At 33.9% G+C, this 26,654-nt stretch carries 20 protein-coding genes, 4 tRNA genes, 3 rRNA genes and 1 other RNA gene; 24 read left to right on the plus strand and 4 right to left on the minus strand.

Features of this window, described 5'->3' with window-relative positions; all coding sequences use genetic code 11:
- The first annotated feature begins 234 nt into the window (after window positions 1–234).
- The gene (locus tag CLOCEL_RS00255) at window positions 235–1,002 is read left to right on the plus strand and encodes a formate/nitrite transporter family protein (protein ID WP_423200056.1); all 768 of its coding nucleotides are present in this window, start codon (window positions 235–237) and stop codon (window positions 1,000–1,002) included.
- Between the two features lie 157 nt (window positions 1,003–1,159).
- On the opposite strand, the gene CLOCEL_RS00260 is transcribed toward CLOCEL_RS00255, so the two are convergent.
- A complete protein-coding gene (locus CLOCEL_RS00260) occupies window positions 1,160–2,062 on the minus strand; it encodes a phosphatidylserine decarboxylase (RefSeq protein ID WP_010073058.1) in 903 nt (300 codons plus the stop codon).
- Between the two features lie 563 nt (window positions 2,063–2,625).
- On the opposite strand from CLOCEL_RS00260, the gene CLOCEL_RS00265 reads away from it, so the two are divergent.
- From CLOCEL_RS00265 to CLOCEL_RS00280, 4 genes are all read left to right on the plus strand, one after another.
- Window positions 2,626–2,847, plus strand: a complete 222-nt coding sequence (locus CLOCEL_RS00265; RefSeq protein WP_010073057.1) for a (2Fe-2S)-binding protein — start codon at window positions 2,626–2,628, stop codon at window positions 2,845–2,847.
- Window positions 2,848–2,953: 106 nt separating this feature from the next.
- Window positions 2,954–3,028: transfer RNA gene (locus CLOCEL_RS00270), tRNA-Arg, on the plus strand.
- A 101-nt stretch (window positions 3,029–3,129) separates the two neighbouring features.
- On the plus strand, window positions 3,130–3,573 hold the full coding sequence (locus CLOCEL_RS00275; RefSeq protein ID WP_010073056.1) for a nucleoside deaminase: 444 nt from the start codon (window positions 3,130–3,132) through the stop codon (window positions 3,571–3,573).
- Window positions 3,574–4,301: 728 nt separating this feature from the next.
- Window positions 4,302–6,170 (plus strand): APC family permease, encoded by a 1,869-nt coding sequence (locus tag CLOCEL_RS00280; protein ID WP_013291566.1) that lies wholly within the window; start codon window positions 4,302–4,304, stop codon window positions 6,168–6,170.
- A 220-nt stretch (window positions 6,171–6,390) separates the two neighbouring features.
- Here CLOCEL_RS00280 and CLOCEL_RS00285 read toward each other — a convergent pair whose 3' ends face one another.
- Window positions 6,391–7,371: a rhomboid family intramembrane serine protease gene (locus CLOCEL_RS00285; protein WP_010073054.1), complete on the minus strand. Its 981-nt coding sequence runs from the start codon at window positions 7,369–7,371 to the stop codon at window positions 6,391–6,393.
- A gap of 239 nt (window positions 7,372–7,610) precedes the next feature.
- Window positions 7,611–7,856: an AbrB/MazE/SpoVT family DNA-binding domain-containing protein gene (locus tag CLOCEL_RS00290; RefSeq protein ID WP_010073053.1), complete on the minus strand. Its 246-nt coding sequence runs from the start codon at window positions 7,854–7,856 to the stop codon at window positions 7,611–7,613.
- A 423-nt stretch (window positions 7,857–8,279) separates the two neighbouring features.
- On the opposite strand from CLOCEL_RS00290, the gene CLOCEL_RS00295 reads away from it, so the two are divergent.
- The 13 genes from CLOCEL_RS00295 (at window position 8,280) to CLOCEL_RS00350 (ending at window position 18,650) form a co-directional block, all read left to right on the plus strand.
- The gene (locus CLOCEL_RS00295; protein ID WP_010073052.1) at window positions 8,280–9,215 is read left to right on the plus strand and encodes a metal ABC transporter solute-binding protein, Zn/Mn family; all 936 of its coding nucleotides are present in this window, start codon (window positions 8,280–8,282) and stop codon (window positions 9,213–9,215) included.
- Between the two features lie 289 nt (window positions 9,216–9,504).
- A tRNA-Ser gene (locus tag CLOCEL_RS00300) sits at window positions 9,505–9,594 on the plus strand.
- A 3-nt stretch (window positions 9,595–9,597) separates the two neighbouring features.
- Window positions 9,598–9,862, plus strand: an RNA gene (gene ffs, locus CLOCEL_RS22130) — signal recognition particle sRNA large type.
- Window positions 9,863–10,126: 264 nt separating this feature from the next.
- Entirely contained in the window at window positions 10,127–11,746 is a 1,620-nt protein-coding gene (dnaX, locus tag CLOCEL_RS00305) for a DNA polymerase III subunit gamma/tau (RefSeq protein WP_010073051.1), read from the plus strand.
- 56 nt (window positions 11,747–11,802) lie between these two features.
- Entirely contained in the window at window positions 11,803–12,147 is a 345-nt protein-coding gene (locus CLOCEL_RS00310; RefSeq protein WP_013291567.1) for a YbaB/EbfC family nucleoid-associated protein, read from the plus strand.
- A 12-nt stretch (window positions 12,148–12,159) separates the two neighbouring features.
- Complete coding sequence (recR, locus tag CLOCEL_RS00315) at window positions 12,160–12,756, plus strand: recombination mediator RecR (protein WP_010073049.1); 597 nt, start codon at window positions 12,160–12,162, stop codon at window positions 12,754–12,756.
- Window positions 12,757–12,886: 130 nt separating this feature from the next.
- Window positions 12,887–13,153, plus strand: coding sequence for a pro-sigmaK processing inhibitor BofA family protein (locus tag CLOCEL_RS00320; protein ID WP_010073048.1), 267 nt, complete (start codon window positions 12,887–12,889; stop codon window positions 13,151–13,153).
- Between the two features lie 32 nt (window positions 13,154–13,185).
- On the plus strand, window positions 13,186–13,392 hold the full coding sequence (locus CLOCEL_RS00325; protein ID WP_010073047.1) for a DUF6199 family natural product biosynthesis protein: 207 nt from the start codon (window positions 13,186–13,188) through the stop codon (window positions 13,390–13,392).
- Between the two features lie 622 nt (window positions 13,393–14,014).
- Complete coding sequence (locus tag CLOCEL_RS00330; protein ID WP_010073046.1) at window positions 14,015–14,398, plus strand: GntR family transcriptional regulator; 384 nt, start codon at window positions 14,015–14,017, stop codon at window positions 14,396–14,398.
- 20 nt (window positions 14,399–14,418) lie between these two features.
- Window positions 14,419–15,312 (plus strand): ABC transporter ATP-binding protein, encoded by an 894-nt coding sequence (locus CLOCEL_RS00335; RefSeq protein WP_010073045.1) that lies wholly within the window; start codon window positions 14,419–14,421, stop codon window positions 15,310–15,312.
- Complete coding sequence (locus tag CLOCEL_RS00340) at window positions 15,296–16,438, plus strand: hypothetical protein (protein ID WP_010073044.1); 1,143 nt, start codon at window positions 15,296–15,298, stop codon at window positions 16,436–16,438. The genes CLOCEL_RS00335 and CLOCEL_RS00340 overlap by 17 nt, the downstream gene beginning before the upstream one ends.
- A gap of 17 nt (window positions 16,439–16,455) precedes the next feature.
- Window positions 16,456–17,382: an ABC transporter ATP-binding protein gene (locus CLOCEL_RS00345; RefSeq protein WP_010073043.1), complete on the plus strand. Its 927-nt coding sequence runs from the start codon at window positions 16,456–16,458 to the stop codon at window positions 17,380–17,382.
- Window positions 17,382–18,650: an ABC transporter permease subunit gene (locus CLOCEL_RS00350; RefSeq protein WP_010073042.1), complete on the plus strand. Its 1,269-nt coding sequence runs from the start codon at window positions 17,382–17,384 to the stop codon at window positions 18,648–18,650. The genes CLOCEL_RS00345 and CLOCEL_RS00350 overlap by 1 nt, the downstream gene beginning before the upstream one ends.
- A gap of 171 nt (window positions 18,651–18,821) precedes the next feature.
- Here CLOCEL_RS00350 and CLOCEL_RS00355 read toward each other — a convergent pair whose 3' ends face one another.
- Window positions 18,822–19,763, minus strand: a complete 942-nt coding sequence (locus tag CLOCEL_RS00355; protein WP_010076700.1) for an IS982-like element ISClce1 family transposase — start codon at window positions 19,761–19,763, stop codon at window positions 18,822–18,824.
- Between the two features lie 664 nt (window positions 19,764–20,427).
- Here CLOCEL_RS00355 and CLOCEL_RS00360 point away from each other — a divergent pair.
- The 6 genes from CLOCEL_RS00360 to sfsA all read left to right on the plus strand — a co-directional run bounded on the left by CLOCEL_RS00360 (window position 20,428) and on the right by sfsA (window position 26,626).
- Window positions 20,428–21,942 (plus strand): 16S ribosomal RNA (locus tag CLOCEL_RS00360).
- A gap of 393 nt (window positions 21,943–22,335) precedes the next feature.
- Window positions 22,336–25,240 (plus strand): 23S ribosomal RNA (locus tag CLOCEL_RS00365).
- A 69-nt stretch (window positions 25,241–25,309) separates the two neighbouring features.
- Window positions 25,310–25,426 (plus strand): 5S ribosomal RNA (rrf, locus tag CLOCEL_RS00370).
- The 16S, 23S and 5S rRNA genes sit together here with 2 tRNA genes alongside, the layout of an rRNA operon.
- Window positions 25,427–25,436: 10 nt before the next feature.
- A tRNA-Glu gene (locus CLOCEL_RS00375) sits at window positions 25,437–25,511 on the plus strand.
- 7 nt (window positions 25,512–25,518) lie between these two features.
- A tRNA-Gly gene (locus CLOCEL_RS00380) sits at window positions 25,519–25,593 on the plus strand.
- A gap of 322 nt (window positions 25,594–25,915) precedes the next feature.
- Window positions 25,916–26,626, plus strand: a complete 711-nt coding sequence (sfsA, locus tag CLOCEL_RS00385) for a DNA/RNA nuclease SfsA (RefSeq protein WP_010074452.1) — start codon at window positions 25,916–25,918, stop codon at window positions 26,624–26,626.
- Window positions 26,627–26,654: the final 28 nt, after the last annotated feature.

Consider the following 26,654-nt stretch of genomic DNA (forward strand, 5'->3'; position numbering starts at 1 on the left):
GTAAATGTTTACTAAAATATTTGGTATTAATTATATAAAAAATATATATAATTAAGTAAAGTCTAATATTGATTTTGTAAAAAGTCTGAAAAAATATTAAAACCTAGCTTTTATTATAGTTTATTTTATTGAATAGTAAGCTATTTTTAATATATAATCTATAGTGGAAAACGTAAGCTTATGGAATTATATAGAACATAAGGTTAAAAATTGTTTGGACAAGCTAAGGAGGATATCATGGCTGAAGTAATTCATGATGTGTGCAAAACTGCGCACAAAAAGCTTGCCTTATATAAAAAGGGAAAGGGTAGATATTTTGTTTCATCTGCTCTTGCAGGTTTATATATAGGGCTTGGCATTATCTTAATTTACACTGTAGGAGGATACATGCATGCTGCTAACTCACCAATGACCAAAGTTGCTATGGGTGCTTTCTTTGGAATAGCATTGAGTCTTGTAATGATGTGTGGAGCAGATCTTTTTACAGGGAATACGCTAGTTATGCCAATAGCATCTCTAGAAAAGGAAGTATCATGGAAGGATACGTTCAAAATTTGGGGGTTAAGTTATTTTGGAAACCTTATAGGTTCAATAGTCTTAGCATTTATTTATAAAGCTTCAGGCTTAGCTAGTGGACATACAGGTGAATTTATAAGTGAAGTAGTAGCAACAAAAATGACTACTCCTTATGGAGAACTTATTGTAAGAGGTATTTTGTGTAATATACTAGTTTGTTTAGCAGTATGGTGCACAATAAAACTTAAAGAGGAAACTGCAAAACTTATTATGATATTCTGGTGTTTATTTGCGTTCATTACATCAGGGTTTGAGCACAGTATCGCTAATATGTTTTTGTTAGCTACAGGGTTATTAGTAGCTAATGATCCAGCAGTATCAATAGCTGGTTACATTCATAATATATCTGCTGTAACAATTGGAAATATTATCGGCGGAGTTGTATTTGTTGCTTTAGCTTATTGGTATATTGGGAAAGAAAAATAATATACAGATATATAAAAATGTACCTTAGCTATGCTTAAGGTACATTTTTATAGAATTAATAGGTTTAAGTCTAATTTATAATACTAAAAGAAAGTCTATGTATGTATTGATTTTTCAATACATCCATAGACGTTTTCTTCACTCCTAGCAATGAAGCTTATACATTATAATTTTGAATTTTACAACCGATTGTCTCACCTAAAGATACTTTGGTTTCTATACCTAAACTTGATTGTGCTAAAATATCATCATCTAATTTAAGCTTATCTTTTTCTATAAATAATATAACCGTGGAGCCACCAAATTTGAAATAACCCTTTTCATCACCACGAGCGACAGGCTTATTTGGTTTATAACTTTGTATTATAGAACCTACGCAGGTGGCACCAACTTCTACATATAGTAATTCTCCAAAGTTATCGCTTTTGAAAATACTCCATTCTCTTTTATTCTCACAAAAAAGTCTTTGAATTTTTTCAAGAGCAATAGGATTTACTGAATAATAGTGTCCTTTTATTTTAGTAGTCTCTGAACAAACACCAGAATCAATAAAATGAAAGCGGTGATAATCAGTAGGGTTAAGTCTTAAGATAAGACAAATGCCTCCAGCATATTTATTAGCAATAGTATCATTTTTTATCAAATCCTTTAAAGAATAAGTAAGTCCTTTAACCTGTACTAAGTTATTCATATCTATATTTGTATACGCTATAAGTCTACCATCACCAAGAGATATGAAATCACTGTTATTCTTTGAAATTGGTCTCGCAGTTTCAACTAAGTTCCTTGTAAAGAAATCATTAAAGCTTTTAAATTCTTTAAGTTGTTTTACTGATTGATCCATATCTATATCAAAACTATTTACAAACTTAGGTATTGATCTTTTACTCAAAAAACTATCGTTATAGGCACCATATACCCTAGAAAAAGCTTTCTTTTTGATGAATAGTTCCAAAGGACCTTTGCCAGCTGGAGAAGAGTAGAGCATATTTAGAAACTTTTCGCCTGCAACTTTTTCTATTTCATATTTTTCTGTGGTTCTATTATAAACTTTTATCAAGGTAATACCTCTTTTCATTTTCAATTATATATTTTTAGTTATATCAATAAGAGTATGCATTAATTATAATAATCTTCTGTAAAAATTTCTATATAAGCTAATGCAAAAAAGTTCTCGTTTAATATTTTAAATTCAAATCTTTAAGTTTGAGTCTTATTATTAACTAGAATATAACAATAGGTGCTGAAAGGTCAAGTTAGATAAAGAGACAAAAATATCATTATTCATTAATATAAAAGCTATAGTAATGATTAAAATAAAAATTTTAAGTTTATTATTAGAATAAGTCTATTTTTTATTAAGATTTAGTTTATTATATTTTAGTATATACTATATATAGATTTATAATTAAGAATATTATATATAAGTTTTATTATTGAAGCTAAAATTCTATGGGCATAATATAATCAATGAAGATTCTTTATCTAAACTTATATATATAAGTTTCAATAATAAAAATACATTTAAAATTTTGCGCTATAGCAGCAAATCTTGATAAGTTGTGAATGAACTTTATTGCAATATATATATTTAAAATAGAATTTATATAAAGGAGGAAAAGTATGGATCAAAATATTAAACCAGAAATACTAGATAAACTCACAAAGATATGCTTATGTAAAAGTATATCCAGAGCAACTATAAAAGCAGCTATAATAAAAGGTGCAAAGACTATCGAGGAAGTAAACAAAGCTACAGGTGCTGGTACTGGGGGATGTCAAGGAAGACGTTGTGGTCCTAAGATTCAAGAACTTCTTGAGGCACATGAAAACGGAGAGTTTTAGAGTTGTGAAAATAGGACAGTCAAAGAATCTTGACGTTCTTCGAACCTAGTGATATACTTTTTGTGAAGTAACCTAGAAAAAGGTTACAAAATATCATATTAATTGTGTTCTCATAGTTCAAGGGATAGAACGGTCCCCTCCTAAGGGACAGATACAGGTTCGAGTCCTGTTGGGAATACCAAAAAGCCTTCAGTTTAATGCTGAAGGCTTTTTAAGTATAAAAATAGTAATTCATTTAAATGTATATACAATTGTAAAAAATAAAAGAGATGTGGAGTAAAAATGAATAACAATTTTTTAAAGATAGCAATAGAAGAAGCTAAAAAGGCTCGAGAACTTGGTGAGGTTCCAGTAGGTGCTGTCATAATAAAAGATGATAAGGTTATAGCAGCAGCTCATAATTTAAAGGAAACTAAAAAAGAGGTTACGGCACATGCTGAGTTATTAGCTATAAAAATGGCGTCTGAAATTCTTGATAATTGGAGGCTTAATGATTGTGAAATATATGTGACACTAGAGCCATGTGCTATGTGTGCTTCAGCTATTGTTCAAAGTAGAATTAAAAAGATATATATAGGAACTTTTGAACCAACAACAGGAGCATGTGGTTCTGTAATAAACCTAGTCCAAAATGAAGCACTCAATAGTTTTGTTCATGTAGAATGGCTTTATAGTGATGAATGTAGTGATATAATAACAGAATTTTTTAAGGAAAGAAGAAGCTAGACATGGATAAATTATTTTTACTAAAGAGTGTGCCAATTAAGTAATCTATATTCTTAAAATAAGGTAAAAAACGCTATGTTAAAATAATGATTGTAGTAAACGAATACAAAGGGAAATAAGCTATTTTAAGTCGGTTATTGGCCATTGTAATAGAAATATAATAGTGGTATTATTATAAATGGTAAAAATTAAAAAATCGAATATATATGCATGGTCCAAGGGGATGATCTGGAAAACTGATATACCCTTTGGGTTTTTGGGTTTAAAGTTTTTGTCTACCCATTAATCCTTATAATCTACAGGATTAAGTTGGTTTTAATATAGACTTAATACAAGCTGTGTTTTTGTAGATTATTTCTAGAAGAATATAGGATGACTTTGCGGATGTTCTATAATTTATTTAGGGGTTTATTGTTAAATTTAATTTGTTTAGAGATTGATGATTAATTAATATTATATGTTCCAATAAAGCTATTTCACAATTTATTGCAAGTTATCAATATAAAATAAGGTTTTAATGTCGTTGTATCCTTGAAACCTATATCCATTGATATTTAATATTAATAAGCTTCACTTAATATGGTTAAAAAGTTACAAATTTGTAGTATTGACAATAAAATTATCAGTGATATAATTATGGATATTTGTTATTTATACGGGGAAATATAACAAATTAATACTCTTTAGAAACTGTAATTTATTTGCAAAATAAAAGGGAGAAATGAATTGTGGACATTAAAAGCATTATTTTAGGTAAACCATTAAAAAACTCTGAAATTAAGCATGAGAGATTATCTAGACTATGGGGCTTGCCGATCATGGCCAGCGATGCTGTTTCATCAGTAGCATATGCTATTGAGGAGATTCTATTAATACTTATACCAGCAGTGGGACTCCTTTCCTTTAAATTAGTTCCATCAGTGGTTATTCCAATCTTGATATTATTATCTATTCTTGTTTTATCATATTCTCAAATAATTGACACTTATCCAAATGGTGGCGGAGCTTACGCTGTTGCAAAAGAAAATATGGGAAAGACTCCTTCACTATTAACTGCAGCAGCACTAATAATCGATTATATTATGACCGTTGCTGTTAGTATTTCATCTGCATCTGCAGCTCTTTCATCTGCATTCACAGTACTTCAAGAACATAAGATATTAGTATCTTTAATTTGTGTTGCTTTTATAACTTTAATGAACTTAAGAGGAATTCGTGAGGCTTCAAAGGTTTTCGGATTACCAACATATATATTTATTGGATCAATGGCTATATTGATCATCTGTGGCGTATTCAAGATGGTTTCGGGTACATTAAATCCTATTAGCTATGCAGAACCTATTCTTCCCGCAGAGACGGTAAAAGGAATTGGTATATTAATATTACTTAGAGCATTCTCTTCAGGTTGCTCTGCTATGACTGGAGTTGAAGCTGTAAGTAATGCGGTACCAAGCTTTAAAGATCCTACAACTCGTAATGCTAAGCATATATTGTACATGCTTGGAATAATAATTGTATTTATTTTTGGTGGAACATCAATTCTTGCAGTTCATCTTAATGTTGCGCCTTTAGAAGGACATACAGTTTTATCACAGATTTCTTCAGCAGTTTTTGGTAACAACTTTATGTATTACATTATTCAAATATTCACTGCGCTTATCTTAATACTTGCAGCAAATACTGCATATAACGGATTACCACAGTTATTATATATACTTGCTCATGATGGATATGTACCAAGACAATTTTCATCAAGAGGAACAAAATTAAGTTTTTCAAATGGAATAGTATTTATCTTTATTGCTGCGTCTATATTAATTATTGGTGCTAAAAGCGATGTACATAAATTAATTCCACTATATTCTGTAGGTGTATTTATTTCATTTACAGTTTCACAGTTTGGTATGTTTAGAAGATGGATAAGGAATAAGGGAAAGAACTGGCATTATAAAGCATTTATCAATGGACTTGGTTCTCTTGTGACTTTAGTTGTATCAGGTATTGTTTTATTTACTAAATTTTTTGATGGTGCATGGATGTTAGTTATTGCTATGCCAGCACTTATGGTTGGAATGTATTTTATAAATAAATATTATACTTTTATTGGTAGACAGCTTACTTTAAAAACGTTCAATCCTTATGATAAGGATGAAGTAACTTCAACACAATGTATTTTACTTGTACATGACATAAACAAGCCATTTTTGAAAGCTATGAATTATGCTAACTCTATTTCAGATAATATAGTTGCTCTTCATGTATGTCGTCATCCAGAACATGCTGAAGAATTGCGTAACCAATGGAAGGATTTAAAGATTCCAGTTGAGCTCGTTATTATAGAGACGCCATATCGTGACATAATAAAGCCTATGGATGATTATCTTTGGAAGAGAGAAAGCCAACTTAAACATGGAGAGAATATTTCGGTAATTATGATTAAATTCCTTTCAACTCATTGGTATGATAGGTTTTTGCATAATCAAACAACATATTTCCTTGAGCACCATTTAAGTAGACATAAAAATGTTTCAACAGTAATACTACCTTTCCATTATAAATTTGATAAATCTCTTTTGAGAAAACATAAGAATAGCTAAAATAAATAGAAATAAAAAGCGGTGAACCCAGTGTTGTATTTGGGGGCACCGCTTTCTTATTCAATGAATTGATGTTCTGATAAATCTTTATGAGGTATATAGGTCCAATAATGGGCTACATTAAAAGCAGATACTACTTATAAAAAATGTAGATTTTTAATGGGAACTTATATATACAAGATAGATAATTACTTTTTATATATAGATTATTAGAAGCTTATTAAAGTTTTGCAAGGGCATTTTTCTTATTAAATAGCAAAGCACCCATTAATAATCCACCAAGCAGACCTCCAATATGACCATAGTTATCTATGCCTGTACTTGAAAAGCCAAATATAACATTTACTACAATTACTGAAGCTAAGCTTCCAAGAAAGTTGCTGTTTATATATTTCTTTAACTTTAGTCCCATAATTAGTGCAGCTCCAAAGAGACCAAAGATAGCGCCAGATGCACCAACAGAAACATAAGGTGAAAATAAGAAGCTAGCAAGGGAGCCTGAGAGTCCAGCAAATATATATATTAAAATGAATTTTTTCCAACCATAAACTCGCTCTATTAAGCGACCTATATTATTTAGTGCATACATATTAAAAGCAATATGCATTAATCCACTATGGAGGAATGTACAGGTAAGAAGTCTGTAAAATTCGCCATTAATAATATAACTATTCACTTTTGCACCCAATTGAACTAATATCAAGGTGTTGATGTCAAATATATCTCCATTTATATATGAAGAATAAAGGAAAATTACTATATTTAAAAAGATAATTATTGAAGTTATTTGATTGCTAGAAAAAAGGTTATTTTTTATATGTTTTCTTGAGAATAAAGAGTTTTCCACAGAGGACCTAAGAGAGTCTATTGCAATGTTTGAATATAAAATAATTTTAGCTTTAGAATCTATAAGCATATAATTGTAAAAAGGAGACGATGGGATATAATTATGAGTACTTTCTAGAAAAATTATATTATTAATGATAAATTTCTGGCCTTTCACCAATAGATATTTTCTAAGAAACATTGCATTTGATGCCTCATCATAGGCATTTGAAAAAATAACTGAATAAATTCCATCAGGTAGATATTTTAGTAATACTAGTTTGTCAGAATTGTTAACATTGTCACCATACTTTTCAACAACAAAACCATAATTATTAATCAAATTGTGGATAATTTTATTTATTATAGTATTCATAATAGAAGTCCTTTCTGAAAAGAGTATATATATTTTTACTTATTGAAACTACATCCGAAGTCTATGTAGATATTCCAGTAATAAATAAGCTTTATGTAAGACCTTCATTGAAACATATAACTTATTTCAATAAAAAATAATACTATAAAGTGATATAAACTAGTTTAGTATTACAATACTACATTTTATATAGAAATAGCAAAAAGACCTAAGGCTTATGCCTTAGGTCTTTTTGCTGTTTATACGTTTTCTTTTAATTCATTTAAGCAATTATGGCAAATTTTCTTGCCTTTGTAATTCTCAACGTCTTTTACTTCACCACAGAAAATACAAGATGGTTGATATTTCTTTAGGATAATTTCTTCGCTATTAACGTAAATTTCCAAAGCATCCTTAATTTCTATGTCTAATGTTCTTCTTAATTCTATTGGAATAACTATTCTTCCAAGTTCGTCGACTTTTCTAACTATACCTGTTGATCTCATGATTTGCATCCTCCTTCAAATTTCGACTTCTTATTAAACTTATTTTAATTCAAATAGTAAAAATAGTCAATACCATTAAATAAAAATTAATAAATATTAATGTTTGATAGAAAAATATTAGTAAAATAATATAAAAATGTAGAATGGAGAACAGTTTTAGTATCCTATTCTCTTCCTTTAATATTATTGACATAAAATCAAAGTATTAAAACAAATTTTATAAAAATATTTTAAAAATATTGCTTTAATATAAATTTATATTAAAAAAGAAAAACATCCCAAGTGGAAGAGTATAGGTATTAAATTTTTATTTTTTCCATAGGTTTAAAAGCTTGGGTTTCCAGTTAATATTATTGACATAAAGCTAAGATAATATTACTATAATATAGTAAATGCAAATCATTCGCAATAACTGGAGGCTATATGTTAAAAAGAGTAACAATGTTATTTGTATCAGCAATATTTTGTGTTAGTATAGCTGGTTGTGATAAAAAAGCAACAAGCACAGAAGATAGTGAAAAAATTCAAGTGGTGGCATCTTTTCACGCAGTGAAGGAGATTACAACTTTGGTAGGTGGCGACAAAGTGGATATAGTTTCTATAGTCCCATCTGGTACAGAAGCTCATGACTTTGAACCAAAAGCGTCAGATATAAAAAGAATAGCAGGAGCAGATATATTTATATATAATGGCTTAGGAATGGAAGAATGGGTAGATGATGCTTTAAATAGTGCTCAAAATTCAGAACTTCAAATAATCAATCTATCAAAATCATCTGATTTAATTAAGCTATCTGATGAAGAGCAGAATCATGTAGACATGGAGGATACAAGCGAAAATAAAGAAGATCATAAACATGGAGAATATGATCCGCATATTTGGTTGAGTATAAAAGAAGTAGAAAAGTCTATTTTGACAATAAAAGATAAGTTAGTAGAGGAAGATCCCGAGAACAAAAGTTATTATGAAGAGAATTATAATAAAAATGTAAAAAGACTTCAAGATATTTATGAAGAATATAAAGCTAAGTTTGATGGATTAAACAATAAAAGCTTTATCGCAGGACACGAAGCTTTTGGTTATTTATGTAGAGATTTTAGTTTGAAGCAGATAGGTGTTGAGGATGCATTTGCATCAGGAGATCCAAGTCCTGCAAAACTTAAAGCTTTAGTTGATTATGTTAAAGAAAATAAAGTTAAAACCATCTTTTCTGAAGAAGCAGCAAGTTCAAAGATATCTGATACTTTAGCAAAGGAAGTAGGGGCTACAGTAAAACCGTTAGTGACCTTTGAGAATTCAGGAAGCTACATTGATGATATGAGAAAAAACCTTGATATTATATACGAAGGAATAAAATAATGATGACTTAACTATTATAGATACGCACATTCAATTTTTAAGTTGACCAAGAAACTTTCCAATATAAATATATTTCAATGTTATAAGATTATGATTGGGAGGATAACTTAAGTTTGGGATAGGGGTATCTATATATTTAGAGTTATGGGAAAATAGAAATAAATGAACCAGTGAATTGAAAGAATGTGGAAAATATTTTCATGAAATCCATGAAAATATATAAAACGTAATTAAACTTTATCTATTGACTAAGTAGGGGTAAAAGTTTATAATAATCAAGTAACAACGTGGAAAGGTGTCCGAGTGGTTGAAGGAGCACGCCTGGAAAGCGTGTGTAGGGGCAACTCTACCAGGGGTTCGAATCCCCTCTTTTCCGCCATTTCCGTGCTAGATGGGGAGTCAGCGGTGCCCTGTAACCCGCAATCCGCTATAGCGGGGTTGAATTCCCCATGGAGGCTTTATTCTGTGTTATCGGACTATTACAACTGGTGTTGAGAGTTGGGTCCCACGCATCAAGAACCTGTGAACCTCGTCAGGACCGGAAGGTAGCAGCGATAAGCAGTCTTTCTTGAGTGCCGTGGACAAATCTGGCTTGAGCTGGGTGTAATAGTAACGGGCATAGAGTACTGTCGAAGTGGGGTGCACGGTCTAAAAAAAAGATACCTTAAGATACTATTGGATAGTATTTTAAGGTATCTTTTTAAGTAAAGGTAAAGTATTCAAATATAAATGAGTGATTATCACATATTTTTGCGAGATATAAATTGCAGGAGTATGTGTTTTTTATTTAAAAGTTAATAGATAACATTTGTTTTTAAATTAGCTTATTTTCTTGGGATAAAATTCTATCTTTTAGGATAAGTTTTGTTATATAATGAGCATGTAATAAAAAACACTAAGAGGTGAATTTTATGGCCTACAAAGCGTTATATAGGGAATGGAGACCGAGGAACTTTGGTGAAGTGGTAGGCCAAAGTCAGGTGACTGTAACCTTAAAAAATCAAGTTAAGAATAATAGAATAGCCCATGCATATCTTTTATGTGGTACCAGGGGTACAGGAAAAACATCTACAGCAAAAATATTATCAAAGGCTGTAAATTGTTTGAATCCTATAGATGGGGAGCCATGTAATGAATGCGAAATGTGCAAAAAAATAAATGAAGGCATTGCTATAGACGTTACAGAAATGGATGCGGCATCTCACAATGGTGTTGATGACATAAGAAATATAATTGAGGATGTCCAATACCCTCCACAAGAAGCTAAATTTAAGGTTTATATAATAGATGAGGTTCATATGCTCACTATGGGAGCTGTTAATGCTTTCTTAAAGACTTTAGAAGAACCTCCTAAAAGAGTATTGTTTATTTTGGCGACCACAGATCCTCAAAAGCTACCTATTACAATCTTATCTAGATGTCAAAGGTATGACTTTAAGAGAATAAGAAATGTTGACATACAAGCAAGGTTAAGGTCAATAGTTGATAATAAGAATATAGAGGCTGACGATTTAGCATTGAGTTTTATAGCAAGGATTTGTGATGGCGCATTAAGAGATGCTGTAAGTATATTAGATCAATCTATTGCTATGGGTAATGGGGTAGTTAATTATGATGATGTTATAAACATTCTAGGTATTGTTACCAACGAACATCTTTTAAGATTAACAGAATGTATTATTGAAAAAGACATTGGCAAGGCTATACATGTGGTTGATGATGTAATATATAGCGGCAAGGATGTAAACCTATTTGTTAAAGAATTAGTTACGCATATGAGAAATCTTCTGATGGTAAAGGTTACAGAGAACCCTGAAGAAGTGTTAGATATGTCTATGGAGAATATTGCTCACGTAAAGGAACAATCTTCTAAGATTAGAGTAGAAGAGATTATGAGACATATAAATATTCTTCAAGAATCAGAAGAGCAGATGAAATGGAGTAAGCAGTCGAGAATATACTTAGAACTTGCAATAATAAAGATGTGTAAAATCGAGTATGATACTTCAAAAGAAATGTTGTTATCGAGAATTAACAAAATTGAAGAAATGATACAGAGTGGAGATATTTCTTTGGAAATAAAACCAAAGGAAGAGCAACAAAAGCCTATTATTAAACCAAGGGCTGCAAGTGTCCCAAAGGTACAAGAAATATCACATACTGATGAGGAAAATTCAGCGTTAAGTAGTGATATAAGTCTTGAATATGTAAAAAAACACTGGCAAGATATTTTAGAAACTTTAAAGCAAAAACGACTTATGAGTATATATGCTTATTTAAAGCCGGGAGAACCTGTTGAGTGTGTTAATGGCGTTTTAAAAGTTAAGTTTGGCGAAAAATATGGATTCTCTAAAGTCAACTTAGAAAAAAGTGAGAATGGGAAAAAGGTTGAGGAGATATTTTATCAGGTACTAAAAGGAAAAATTAGAATAGTATATATAGTAGAGCAAAATGATAATAGATACTCTGAATCACCTGAAAAAATTTTAAGGGATTCTTTGGGTGTTGACATCGAGGTTATTGATGAATAGATACTCCAATGATACAATATTAAATATGTATATAATATTTAAGGAGGATTTTTATAATGGCTAGAGGTTTTGGTGGTGGCGGCTTCGGCGGCGGAAATATGAACAACTTATTAAAGCAGGCTCAGAAGATGCAACAACAAATGGAGGATATGAAAAAAGATATCGAAAATAAGCACTTTTCTGCTTCAGTAGGTGGAGGAGTTGTTACTGCAGTAGTAACTGGTAAAAAAGATATCGTAAGTTTAAAATTAAATGAAGAGGTTGTAGACCCAGACGATATAGAAACTTTAGAAGACTTAATCGTTAGTGCTTTATCAGAAGCAATGAAAAAAGCTGATGAAGAAACAAGCAAAGAATTTGGTAAAATTACTGGAGGAATGAACATTCCTGGAATGTTCTAAGAGGTGAACTAATTGGAATTTTATCCTGTTGCCATAGAAAAGTTAATAGAAGAGTTTGCAAAGTTACCTGGCATAGGATATAAAACTGCACAGAGATTAACATTGCACGTATTAAACTTGCCAAAGGAAGAGGTTAGTGAATTTGCTGAAGCCTTAGTTAAAGCAAGAGGGACTATAAAGTATTGTTCTATTTGTGGGAATTATACAGATACAGATCCTTGTTCAATTTGTTCAAACCCAAATAGAGAGAATAGTATTATTTGTGTAGTAGAAGAGCCAAAGGATATAATGGCAGTTGAAAAAGTTCGAGATTTTAATGGAACTTATCATGTTCTTCATGGCACTATATCTCCAATGGCTGGCAGAGGACCTAATGACATAAATCTTAAGCAGCTTGTATCACGAATGAAGGATAACATAAAGGAAATAATCGTAGCTACTAATGCCAATGTTGAAGGTGAAGCTACTGCTATGTATATATCCAAAATACTAAAGCCTTTTGATGTTAAGGTAACTAGAATAGCGCATGGTCTTCCTATGGGTGGAGATTTAGAATATGCTGATGAAATAACATTAGCTAAAGCGTTAGAAGGAAGAAAAGAAATCTAAAGAAATAACGCTAAAATATTTATTTAGAGTATTTATCCATTTAGTGTATAGAAATATAGACTGAATGGATATTTTATTTTTGTAATAATTTATGTTTATGATAATTATATTATAGGAAGGGGTGAGTTGCATGATAGAGACTATTATTATGGCGGTTATAGTTATAACAATTCTTTATATAATAATTAAAATATTAGCGAAGCCTATAAAGTTGTTTTTCAAGCTAGCTTTAAACAGCCTTGTGGGGATTATCGTATTAAATCTTTATAATCATTTTTTAGCAACAACATTTAATTTTCCAATACCAGTGAATACAGTAACTGCATTGATTGTTGGTTTTTTAGGTATACCAGGTTTTATATTAGTAGTATTTCTTCAGTTTTTCGTTGGTTTATAAGAGATTTATATTATTAGGGTTGGGGAGATAAAATGGAATTATTAGCAGGCATATTCTTGGTAATTATAGGATTTAAGATGTTAATAAAACCTAAAGGTATTTGGAGAATCTCAGAGTCTTGGAAGAATAAGCGGAATGTTGAACCTACGATTTTATATATAAGAGCTTTGCAGATACTTGGTTGTATTTTAGTTGTACTTGGAGTTACTGAAATTATAGATTTTATTGAGGGGATATAACTCTAATAAATGGTTATGAAATTAGTTTTTATAGAGCTATAAGTTCTTAAGTTGAAGAGGGATGTTTTTAAGATATATCAACGGGTTAGAAATAAATTAAAGATAACACTTCTATCATTCTGTGTAAGAAGTTACTCTAATCACATATTAATCTTAGAGTCTTAAGGACTCAATTTATATTACGATATTCACAGCACTAATTTATATCTTAATAAACGGAGTGGGTGAATTAACTTTATTAGTAGTTGCATTATCAAGGTTTGTTATAATAAAAATGGCACCATTTAATATTAATTTCCCAGTGAAGCAAATACTTTATTATAGTTGAAGCCATAGTAAAGTATTTGCTTCATTTAATTTTTAATGGAATTAAGCAGTATTAAGTTTTTCATGGAATATAGTCATTAGTCCTCATAAAAATTATGATAGAAGTCATTTTATGAAATAACCATATTATCAGGTAAAGACTATATTGAGGTGCTTTTGTCTTACATTATACAAAATATGTAGATATATTAAAGGAAAATAAAAAAGGTATTTACTGTGACAGATAATGATGTTATAGTATAAGTGTACTACAAGACATAGTACACTTAATACACCTAAATAGGAGGTGGAATTTTTGATAAACATTGACCCACGAAGTAGTACACCTATATATCAGCAGATAATAGATGGAATCAAGGAGAATATTCTTAAAGGAATTGTGGAGCCTGGAGATAAATTGCCATCAGTTAGAGAGTTGTCTGCTATAATAACGACTAATCCAAATACAATAAGTAAAGCATATTCAGAACTGGAAAGAGAGAAGGTTATTGAAACTATAAGAGGAAGAGGTACGTTCGTATCTCGTGAGTATAAACCTAAAATTCAGGAGGATAAAGTTATAATGCTTAAGGAAGCGATAAAGAAGATTGTGTTGGAAGCGCAGTATATGGGCATTACAAAGGAAGAACTTGAGAAAATGTTAGAAGAATTCTATGAGGAGTTAAAGAAGAAGGAATAATTAAGTATGGTGGTGATTTTATGATATCCATTAATGGAGTGAGTAAAGCTTTTGAAGATAAAGAAGTTTTAAAAAATGTAAGCTTAAAGGTGGAAAGAGGAAGTATATTCGGCTTAATTGGACCTAATGGTGCTGGTAAGAGTACATTAATTAGAGGGTTAACGGGTATCTATTGTATGGATAAAGGTACGATTGAGATAGATGGACAAAAGGTTTTTGATAATGCAGAGGTAAAAGAAAAAATCGGATATGTTGCGGACGTAAATGACTACTTTGATATGCAAAAGGTAAAACAAGCATTAAAGTTTTATACAATAGCACATAAAAATTTTGATTTAGAAAAATTCCACAGAATAAATGCTTTTTTTAAGATTCCATTGAATCGTAGAGTTTCTAAGTTATCAAAGGGAATGAAGACAAGGCTTGCTATTATGCTAAATGTATGTATGAAGCCAGAAGTACTAGTTTTAGATGAACCTACATCAGGGTTAGATCCTATAGTGAAGAGGAGTGTTATGAACTTATTGATAGATGAAGTTGCTGAAAATGGTACTACTATATTCATATCATCCCACAATCTTGGAGATTTGGAACGAATTTGTGATAGTGTGGCAATTATTAATGAAGGTGAGATAAAATACACTAACTCTATTGAAAATATGAAACAATCAATAAAGAAGCTTCAAGTTGTATTTAAAGAGGAAGCACCAAAGGATATCCGTACATGGTCCGAAGTATGTTCTGTAAGCAATATTGGAAAGGTATATCATATAGTTACTAAGGAATATAATGAAGAATTTTTAACTAGGCTTAGGAGCTATGGTTTGTTAATTGAAGAGGAGATAGATATGAATTTAGAGGATATGTTCATCTACTCTGTTGGAGGTGAAGAGATATATGGGGAAATTTTTTAGTAAAGCTATATTTTATGAACAATGGTCAAGACTTTGGGCATTTATAATAGCTATAGTTTTTATAATAGGTATAAAACCAATTAATTTTTTAGGAAGTGTTAAAACTATAGAGAGTATTAAAAGTTTTGATGAAATACCAGCTATGATGAGTTTAGGTATTAATTTAGATTTAGCAGATTACTTTCTTTTAATAGTTATGTTAATTACTTTAGTTGCAATGTCCACAGGTAGTAATAAACAGAAAAGCCTTAGCTTCTTAAATTCAAAAAATGTTACGAGGAAACAGATACTTGGAACACAGTTTATAGCTGTGTTAACAATTTCTATGATAGCAATAATTATCAGTACTATAGTTAGGGTAATTGTATATTTTTCGGTGAAAGAAGTATTTAATGAATACTTAAATATTTATATTTCTGATATAGTGATTTATTTTTTTACAGTATCAATAGTAACTATAAATGTATTAAGTGTTACATTTTTATATCAAGCAATATTTGGGAAAACTATAATATCAGTGCTAGCTATACCTGCTACTCTTGGATATCTGATAATTGGACCAATTATATTGTGGAGAATAAATTATCATTTTAGATTTATTGATGCATTAGGAAATAGCATAGAAAAGGTTTTATTTAAGCTGTATGATGTTGCCACGCAACAGTATTTAAGAGGAGGGGATTATCTGGTAAATGGTACCTGTTCCAAAAGAGATTCTATCAGTTGGATGGTTATTGTTTTTATAATTACAGTTATTTTAATTTTTATAATGTTCCTGCTAAATCAATATTATGAAGTTCAAAATTTAGGGAATATATTCGTATTTAGCAAGGTGAAGGTTGCTACTAATTTATTGATTACTATTATGAGTGCATCATTTATTAGTATAATCTTATATGCAATTTATTCAAAAATTCATGCTGAAGCAACAGGGGAAGCATTAAGGATAATGTTGGCACAAGATAGTTTCTCACCTGGCTTAGTAAAAAGTAGTGAAAATTTAGTAAGACATATATGCAATATAATTTCCTTTGTGGTTTCACCGTTTATATATATGTTATTAAACAAGATCGTAAATGTTATTGATGGAGTTGAAGGTAAAAAAATAAGAAAGATTAAAATATAAAAATAGGAGTTGATTTTGTGAATGTTTTAGAAGTAAAAGACTTGCGCAAAGGCTTTGGAAAAAGAGAAATAATAAAGGGAATTTCTTTTAATGTAAAAGAGGGAGAAATTTTTGGGTTCTTAGGTCCTAACGGAGCTGGTAAAACTACTACCATAAGAATGCTAGTTGGCCTAATAAAACCAAACAGTGGCAGCATAACTATAATGGGGCGTAATTTAAATGAAAATACTCAAGAAGCTTTAAAAAACGTGGGCGCTGTGGTCGAGAATCCAGAGTTATATAGATATCTCTCAGGAAGAGAAAATCTAATGCAAATAGCTAGAGTTAGAAATGTTTCAAAGGAAGAAGTTGAAGACACCATTAAGCTAGTAGGTCTAGAAAATAGAATTAATGATAAAGTAAGAAAATACTCTTTGGGTATGAAACAAAGACTTGGTCTTGCAGCAGCTCTTCTTTCCAGCCCAAAACTATTAATCTTGGATGAACCAACTAATGGTCTTGATCCAACAGGTATATTAGATTTTAGAAAAATAGTAAAACAAGCGGCTAACGAACGTAATATGGCAGTGTTTGTATCTTCACATATTTTAAGCGAGGTTCAACAGTTGTGTGATACAGTTGCATTTATTAATAATGGTGTAATTAAGTCAGTGGAAAGCATAAAAGATGGAGAGATGGAGACAGAGTTTGAAATTTTATCCCTATCAATTAATAGTAATGATGAAAAGCAAATACAACTAGTTAAAGAAGTCCTAAAAAGTAGTCCAAATATAGAAAAGATAGATGAAGAGTATGGTAAATACATAATTACTGCGAAAGTTAATACTTCTTCAAGGATATTAAAAGAATTAGTTTTGAAGGATGTTGAAGTAAAGGAGTTATTTATAAGACAAAGAGGACTAGAACAAAGATATATGGAATTAGTTGAAGGAGGTATAAGATAATGCTAGCACTTATTAAAAATGAGTATAGAAAGTTATTTAGAAGAACACAGACATGGGTGCTTATAGGATTATTCTTAGCTGTAATGTGTTTAGGCACTGTATTTGCATACTATACTTATCGTATAGATCAAAGAAATCAAAAACCAGAAACTCAAAAGGCTAATATAGAACAACAAATAAGCTATTTAGAAGAGAATAAAAAACAATTTGCAAATAACGAATCAAAAGATAATCAAGTTAAAGAGGAATATGAGTCAAATATTGATAGGGAAATTGCAAATTTAAGAAATCAAATTGATTACCTAAATCAAGTTATAGAAAAAGGCGAAGAGAATATAGATTGGAAGTCTAACTTAAAAACAGAAATAGATAATCAAAAGAAAACCATAGAAGAAATGGAGAAGAATGCGGAAACAAATGAAGGTACAGAAAATTTTGTTTATTTAAATAACGATCTAAATCAACAGAAAGCAGACTTAGAAAAACTTCAATACCTATATGATAATGATATAAAGCCAATTAAAGGAAGCACTTTCGATGGTTATTCAGTAATAAATAAAATATTTACGGTTTTAGGTGGGATAATTTTAACTTTAGGAGTAATTATATTCTCAAGTGATATAGTATCAGGAGAAATGAACCCAGCAACTGTTAAGTTCTTATTGGTACAACCAACTACAAGAAGGAAAATATTATTATCGAAATTTATAACAATAGTTACAGCAGCAATAGGATTAATAGTAGGAATCCAGATTCTCTTCTTCTTAGGTATTGGAATTACTAATGGGTTTGGGAATGGGAATTATCCAGTAATAGTCGGAGCTAAGTTCGAAGTATTAAAGACAATACTATTATCAGATGGTTCACATCCAATTGCTATTATAGAAAACTCAATGCATATTATAAGTACTAGTCAATATTTTATACAATACATAGGCTTCGAGATACTATTTATTTTAGCTGGATCTGCTTTTGGGTTTATGTTATCTACTATATGCAAGAGTGCAACTTTATCTACGGTAATTGGTATTATAATATCAATAGCTTCCCCAATTTTCTTCCAAGTTGTTAAAGGACTAAAAAAGTTTGTTCATTTACTATTTGTAGCATATAATGATCCATCAATGATACTAAGTGGAATGTCAGCACAGTATTATAATAATATTCATTATAATGGTATCACTGGGATCATTGTATTAATAGTAACTGCAGTAATATGTTATATCGTATCAGATATAATTTTTACAAGAAAAGATTTTGCAGCTTAAAGTACATGTTAAGGATTTTAGTAATAAGGTTAATTATTTAAAGTTTATACTAAATATATATATAAATTTAACCTGTTGTGCTAACAGATAAGTTTTCATTAATAGGATATTTATTCCATATATTTGAGCAGACTTCTCCTAATGAAGATGTCGCCAAATCCTTAGGAATTATTATCCAAATATTAATGTCTTAATCTTTGCTGTATCTATACCTATATTTAAGATTTTATTTATAAAATAACAAAGATTATGAGCTAATATTTTATTTACTATTCTTGTAGCAAAGCCCCAAGTTGACTTTGCAAGAACCCTCTGTATATTCAATTGCTCGGAGAGCTGAGAAAAAGTGGTTTCTATTCTACGACGAGCCTTGAATATGAGTTGCCTAAGTGGTTTTAAAAGTTTAATTTTACTGTTATTACGACTTATGGTTAGAAGATTAATATCCATTATCTCTTTTAATTGCGAAGCAATCTTTTGACCTATATAGCCTTTATCGCCTATTAGTGTATTAACAACTGAATTATCTATAAGTTCCCAGACTGCGTCTCTATCATCAATGTTTGCAGCAGTAATAGAGAAGTCTGTGATATAGCCATCTAAAGCAACTAATGCATGTAATTTGAAGCCGTAATATGTCTCTTTTTTCGAAGCGCATCGCCCGTAGGCAGCCTTCGGCTTAAATGACTTATGAAAGTGAGCTCTACCAAATTTACACACAGGAATAGGCATACTATCTACAATTCTTATTCGATCATATTGATAGTTAAGAAATTTCATAAATTCCTTACGTATTGCATCTGTGACTCGAAATAAGGATTTTCTTACTCTATGAAATCTTGTTCTACTACAAAAATTAGGGAACAGATCTCGTAAGTTTTTAGAACAAAACCCAAACCAAGCTTTTTCAGAGTCAATGGTTAAGAGTTCGCCTACTAAAGATAAAGTAATGATTTCGCTATCAGACATTACTGACTTATCAATATTGCGACGGTTCATAATAAATGCTGGAGTTACCTTTTGGTAAAAATCATCAATTATAACATAAGTGACAACAATAAAATCTTTTAAGTTGTTTATTGTTATGATAAAATCTTTATTAAACTCTGGCATATAAGTTAGCCTCCTATCATTAGATTAGTCGTGTTTTTTAATGATAGGTTAGCAAATATGCTGGAGTTTTTCTATTTGTAAGTATTGCCAACGTATTTAACTAGCACAACGAGTAAATTTAATATTATATTAGGGAACGCCTAAGTATTGATGAAATATATAATACTTAGGTGTTCTTATGTGTGTAAGTATTTTTCACGGAATAAATAATTAATTTCATAAGAATGAGAAAAGATTTTTAAAAAAGATACATAATTGGAGATTTAATGTAGATTTCAAAGGGGTGGCATGCCTATATAATCTACAATACAATATCAACGATGTCGAGTGTATCAATTGATGTAATATAGAGAAATAGATAGATAATGAGAGTATAGTCAATATATTCTTATATAATTAGTAAAATTCTAAAGTTTCAAAGGCTTATCCATGATATTATATATTTCGTCAGTTCGATGCGAACAAACAATTCGAAGAAATGTCTAAAAACTTTAAAAAAGTTGTTGACAATGAAATTTGAAGCTGATATACTGAATAAGCTGTCGGAAGACAGTGTGGAAATTAAGCAATAAACTGATCTTTGAAAATTGAACAGAAGAACAAGACCAGACAAATTCTGAGGTTTTAAAATAAAAACCAAAGTCAAGATTAGAACTCAACAATTTAAATTGAGAGTTTGATCCTGGCTCAGGACGAACGCTGGCGGCGTGCTTAACACATGCAAGTCGAGCGATGAAGCCCTTCGGGGTGGATTAGCGGCGGACGGGTGAGTAACACGTGGGCAACCTGCCTTATAGAGGGGGATAGCCTTCCGAAAGGAAGATTAATACCGCATAAAATGCAATTCTCGCATGAGAGATGTATCAAAGGAGCAATCCGCTATAAGATGGGCCCGCGGCGCATTAGCTAGTTGGTGAGGTAACGGCTCACCAAGGCGACGATGCGTAGCCGACCTGAGAGGGTGATCGGCCACATTGGAACTGAGACACGGTCCAGACTCCTACGGGAGGCAGCAGTGGGGAATATTGCACAATGGGGGAAACCCTGATGCAGCAACGCCGCGTGAGTGATGAAGGCCTTCGGGTTGTAAAGCTCTTTGATTAGGGACGATAATGACGGTACCTAAAGAACAAGCCACGGCTAACTACGTGCCAGCAGCCGCGGTAATACGTAGGTGGCAAGCGTTGTCCGGATTTACTGGGCGTAAAGGATGTGTAGGCGGATTTTTAAGTGAGATGTGAAATACCCGAGCTCAACTTGGGTGCTGCATTTCAAACTGGAAGTCTAGAGTGCAGGAGAGGAAAGTGGAATTCCTAGTGTAGCGGTGAAATGCGTAGAGATTAGGAAGAACATCAGTGGCGAAGGCGACTTTCTGGACTGTAACTGACGCTGAGGCATGAAAGCGTGGGGAGCAAACAGGATTAGATACCCTGGTAGTCCACGCCGTAAACGATGAATACTAGGTGTAGGGGTTGTCATGACCTCTGTGCCGCCGCTAACGCATTAAGTATTCCGCCTGGGGAGTACGGTCGCAAGATTAAAACTCAAAGGAATTGACGGGGGCCCGCACAAGCAGCGGAGCATGTGGTTTAATTCGAAGCAACGCGAAGAACCTTACCTAGACTTGACATCTCCTGAATTACCCGTAACTGGGGAAGTTACCTCTTTGAGGTGACAGGAAGACAGGTGGTGCATGGTTGTCGTCAGCTCGTGTCGTGAGATGTTGGGTTAAGTCCCGCAACGAGCGCAACCCTTATTGTTAGTTGCTACCATTTAGTTGAGCACTCTAGCAAGACTGCCTGGGTTAACCAGGAGGAAGGTGGGGATGACGTCAAATCATCATGCCCCTTATGTCTAGGGCTACACACGTGCTACAATGGCGAGTACAACGAGACGCAAGACCGTGAGGTGGAGCAAATCTATAAAACTCGTCCCAGTTCGGATTGTAGGCTGAAACTCGCCTACATGAAGTTGGAGTTGCTAGTAATCGCGAATCAGCATGTCGCGGTGAATACGTTCCCGGGCCTTGTACACACCGCCCGTCACACCATGAGAGTCGGCAACACCCGAAGTCCGTGAGGTAACCGTAAGGAGCCAGCGGCCGAAGGTGGGGTCGATGATTGGGGTGAAGTCGTAACAAGGTAGCCGTAGGAGAACCTGCGGCTGGATCACCTCCTTTCTAAGGAAAATGACACAGTAGTTTTACTTGTAAGACACTGTGTCCACTGGGTCTTTCTTCTGTTCAATTTCCAGAGATCAAAGCCTAACGGCTAAGAGATTTGGAAGTCTTTTTTATGTAAAGCGAAAGCTTGTATAAAAAGGAAAAGTTGTTCTTTGAAAATTGCATAAGATATTAAAAACCAAGTAAAGTTATTTATATAAACTTTGTATAATTAAGACTAATTTAATTTGATAAGATTAACCGATAACGTGTTAATTAGACCAAATTAAAAAATTGATAGAACCAAGCAGTGCGAGGAACTGAAAACTCGAGGAAGCGGAGTTTACTTATGTAAATGAGCACCGCAGAGGCGAAAGTGACGAAGCAATGCGCAGGTTATAGCAATTTTTAGGTTAAGCTACAAAGGGCGTATGGTGAATGCCTTGGCACTAGGAGGCGAAGAAGGACGCGATAAGCTGCGATAAGCTTCGGGTAGGCGCAAATAGCCAGTGATCCGGAGATTTCCGAATGGGGAAACCTATGCATCAAACGATGTATATCCTGTAGTGAATACATAGCTACATGAAGCCACACCTGGGGAACTGAAACATCTAAGTACCCAGAGGAAGAGAAAGAAATTCGATTTCCTAAGTAGCGGCGAGCGAAAGGGAAAGAGCCCAAACCAGAGATTTATCTCTGGGGTTGTGGAATACTCATAAAAGCTAGAGTTTGTTATTCGAAGATAGCTGGAAAGCTAAGCCATAGAGGGTAATAGCCCCGTAGGAGAAAGCGAATGATAGCGAGAGTATATCCAGAGTACCACGAGACACGTGAAACCTTGTGGGAAGCAGGGAGGACCACCTCCCAAGGCTAAATACTACCTAGTGACCGATAGTGAAGAAGTACCGTGAGGGAAAGGTGAAAAGAACCCCGGAAGGGGAGTGAAATAGAACCTGAAACCGTATGCCTACAACCGGTCGAAGCACCATATGAGTGTGACGACGTGCTTTTTGTAGAACGAGCCAACGAGTTACGGTATGCAGCAAGGTTAAGTACTTAAGGTACGTAGCCGAAGGGAAACCAAGTGTGAACAGCGCGACTAGTTGCATGCCGTAGACCCGAAACCGGGTGACCTATCCATGGCCAGGTTGAAGCGAGGGTAAAACCTCGTGGAGGACCGAACCACATTGGTGTTGAAAAACCATGGGATGAGCTGTGGATAGCGGAGAAATTCCAATCGAACTCGGAGATAGCTGGTTCTCCTCGAAATAGCTTTAGGGCTAGCGTCGGGTAAAATGAGTAATGGAGGTAGAGCACTGAATGAGCTAGGGGCTGACAACAGTTACCGAACTCTATCAAACTCCGAATGCCATATACTTTTACCCCGGCAGTCAGACTGCGAATGATAAGGTCCGTAGTCAAAAGGGAAAAAGCCCAGACCATCAGCTAAGGTCCCCAAGTGTAAGTTAAGTGGAAAAGGATGTGGGATTTCTAAGACAACTAGGATGTTGGCTTAGAAGCAGCCACTCATTTAAAGAGTGCGTAATAGCTCACTAGTCAAGAGATCCTGCGCCGAAGATGTCCGGGGCTCAAACTTACCACCGAAGCTATGGACTCCGTAAGGAGTGGTAGAGGAGCTTTCTGTATGGGCAGAAGCAGTACCGGAAGGAGCTGTGGACTGTACAGAAGTGAGAATGTTGGCATAAGTAGCGAGAATTAAGTGAGAATCTTAATGGTCGAAAACCTAAGGTTTCCTGGGGAAGGCTCGTCCGCCCAGGGTTAGTCGGGACCTAAGCTGAGGCCGAAAGGCGTAGGTGATGGACAATCGGTTGATATTCCGATACTACTATTAGCGTTATTATCGATGGGATGACGCAGGAGGATAGGGTGTGCCAACTATTGGATGTTGGTCTAAGCATTTAGGGGTGTACGTAGGCAAATCCGCGTGCTAATACTCTGAGGTGTGATGGGGAGCGAAATTTAGTAGCGAAGTACCTGATTCCACGCTGCCAAGAAAAGTCTCTAGAGAGCAAAATAGTACCCGTACCGCAAACCGACACAGGTAGGTGAGGAGAGAATCCTAAGACCAGCGGAAGAATTACAGTTAAGGAACTCGGCAAATTGACCCCGTAACTTCGGGAGAAGGGGTGCCTAGCGGAAGCTAGGCCGCAGAGAATAGGCCCAAGCAACTGTTTAGCAAAAACACAGGTCTCTGCTAAAGCGAAAGCTGATGTATAGGGGCTGACGCCTGCCCGGTGCTGGAAGGTTAAGGGGATTGCTTAGCGCAAGCGAAGGCATGAACTTAAGCCCCAGTAAACGGCGGCCGTAACTATAACGGTCCTAAGGTAGCGAAATTCCTTGTCGGGTAAGTTCCGACCCGCACGAATGGCGTAATGATTTGGGCACTGTCTCAACTGTAAATCCGGCGAAATTGTAGTGCAAGTGAAGATGCTTGCTACCCGCGATTGGACGGAAAGACCCCGTAGAGCTTTACTGTAGTTTAGCATTGAGTTTCGATATTGTCTGTACAGGATAGGTGGGAGACTGGGAAGTAGGGCCGTCAGGTTCTATGGAGTCAACCTTGGGATACCACCCTGACAGTATTGGGATTCTAACGGAAACCCATGAATCTGGGTGCCGGACATTGTTAGATGGGCAGTTTGACTGGGGCGGTCGCCTCCAAAAAAGTAACGGAGGCGCCCAAAGGTTCCCTCAGAACGGTCGGAAATCGTTCGAAGAGTGCAAAGGCAGAAGGGAGCCTGACTGCGACACCTACAAGTGGAGCAGGGACGAAAGTCGGGCTTAGTGATCCGGTGGTTCCTCGTGGGAGGGCCATCGCTCAACGGATAAAAGCTACCTCGGGGATAACAGGCTGATCTCCCCCAAGAGTCCACATCGACGGGGAGGTTTGGCACCTCGATGTCGGCTCGTCGCATCCTGGGGCTGGAGAAGGTCCCAAGGGTTGGGCTGTTCGCCCATTAAAGCGGCACGCGAGCTGGGTTCAGAACGTCGTGAGACAGTTCGGTCCCTATCCGTCGCGGGCGTAGGAAATTTGAGAGGAGCTGTCCTTAGTACGAGAGGACCGGGATGGACTGACCTCTGGTGTACCAGTTGTTCCGCCAGGAGCATGGCTGGGTAGCTATGTCGGGAAGGGATAAACGCTGAAAGCATCTAAGCGTGAAGCCCACCTCAAGATTAGATTTCCCATAGCGTAAGCTAGTAAGATCCCTTGAAGAACACAAGGTTGATAGGTGAGGGGTGTAAGCATGGTAACATGTTCAGCTGACTCATACTAATAGATCGAGGGCTTAACCTAAACAAAGTTTTTAATATCTATGCAATTTTCAGAGAACACTCTGAACTTTAAAAGAAATTTTAAAGTGTATCCAGTGATTATGCCTGGTAGGTAACACCCGTTCCCATTCCGAACACGACGGTTAAGCTACTAAGGGCCGATGATACTGCAGGAGAGGTCTTGTGGGAAAGTAGGTTGTCGCTGGTTTTTTTAATAAGGCCCCTTGGTCAAGCGGTTAAGACACCACCCTTTCACGGTGGTAACAGGAGTTCGATTCTCCTAGGGGTCACCAAAAATATGCGGGAGTGGCTCAGTGGTAGAGCGTCACCTTGCCAAGGTGAACGTCGCGAGTTCGAATCTCGTCTTCCGCTCCATAAAAATGTGCTAAAAGTATAGCTTTTAGCACATTTTTTTATGTTAAAATAAGATTAGAATAATATAGACACAATGAAATTTTAATTATCTATAAAAGCTTTTATGATAATAATATATATAAATAAGTTCTGAAAACCAGGTTATATCTAAGAATTTATTCAATAGTAAAATGTTGTATAAGTTATGAAGTAGCTTTAATGGAACATATAATTGGTGAAATAGATACATAAATAAAAATAAATATATATACTTAAACCAAAAATCCTCATAGTATAAAGAAGAGATAAGAGGGATAATATCAGCTCATTAGTAGGAGGGAATATGGACATACATCAAAAGGTTGTTAGAGGAACTTTTATAAAAAGGCCAAATAGATTTCAAGCATATGTAATATTAGATGGAGAAGAACTTCTAGTAGCAGTACCTAATACTGGTCGGTGTAAGGAGATATTAACGGAAGGGTGTACTGTATTATTGAGAGAAGGTTTAAATCCAAAAAGAAAAACAAAATATGATTTGATTGCAGGATATAAAGGCGATAAATTAATTAATATAGATTCGCAGGCACCAAATAAGGTTGTAGAGGAAGCGCTAAAGCTAGGCAAAATAGATATACTTAAGAAATATACTTTAGTAGAAAGAGAAAAATTTTTTGGGAAAAGTAGATTTGATTTTAGACTTACAAATAGCCAAAATGATATATATTTTTTAGAAGTTAAAGGTGTTACTTTAGAAGAAGATGGTCACACAAAGTTCCCAGATGCACCAACTGAAAGAGGTGCAAGACATCTATTAGAATTAGTTGAGGCAAGAAAGCAAGGCTGGGGTGCAGGAGTTTTATTTTTGATACAGATGGATGGAGTAACTTCTTTTTCACCCTATGACAAAATGGATAAGAATTTTGGTGATGCATTGAGGTATGCTGCTGAAAATGGTGTAGATATATATGCATATCAGTGTAGTATAGGTGAAAAGATGTTAACCTTAGACAAAAGAGTACCTATATTTTTAGAAGAGCATTTGAAGTCATAGTTTTACAAGCACAGAAGTTAGATTTATA

Origin of the sequence: Clostridium cellulovorans 743B, from assembly GCF_000145275.1 — a bacterium.
Taxonomy (GTDB): domain Bacteria; phylum Bacillota; class Clostridia; order Clostridiales; family Clostridiaceae; genus Clostridium_K; species Clostridium_K cellulovorans.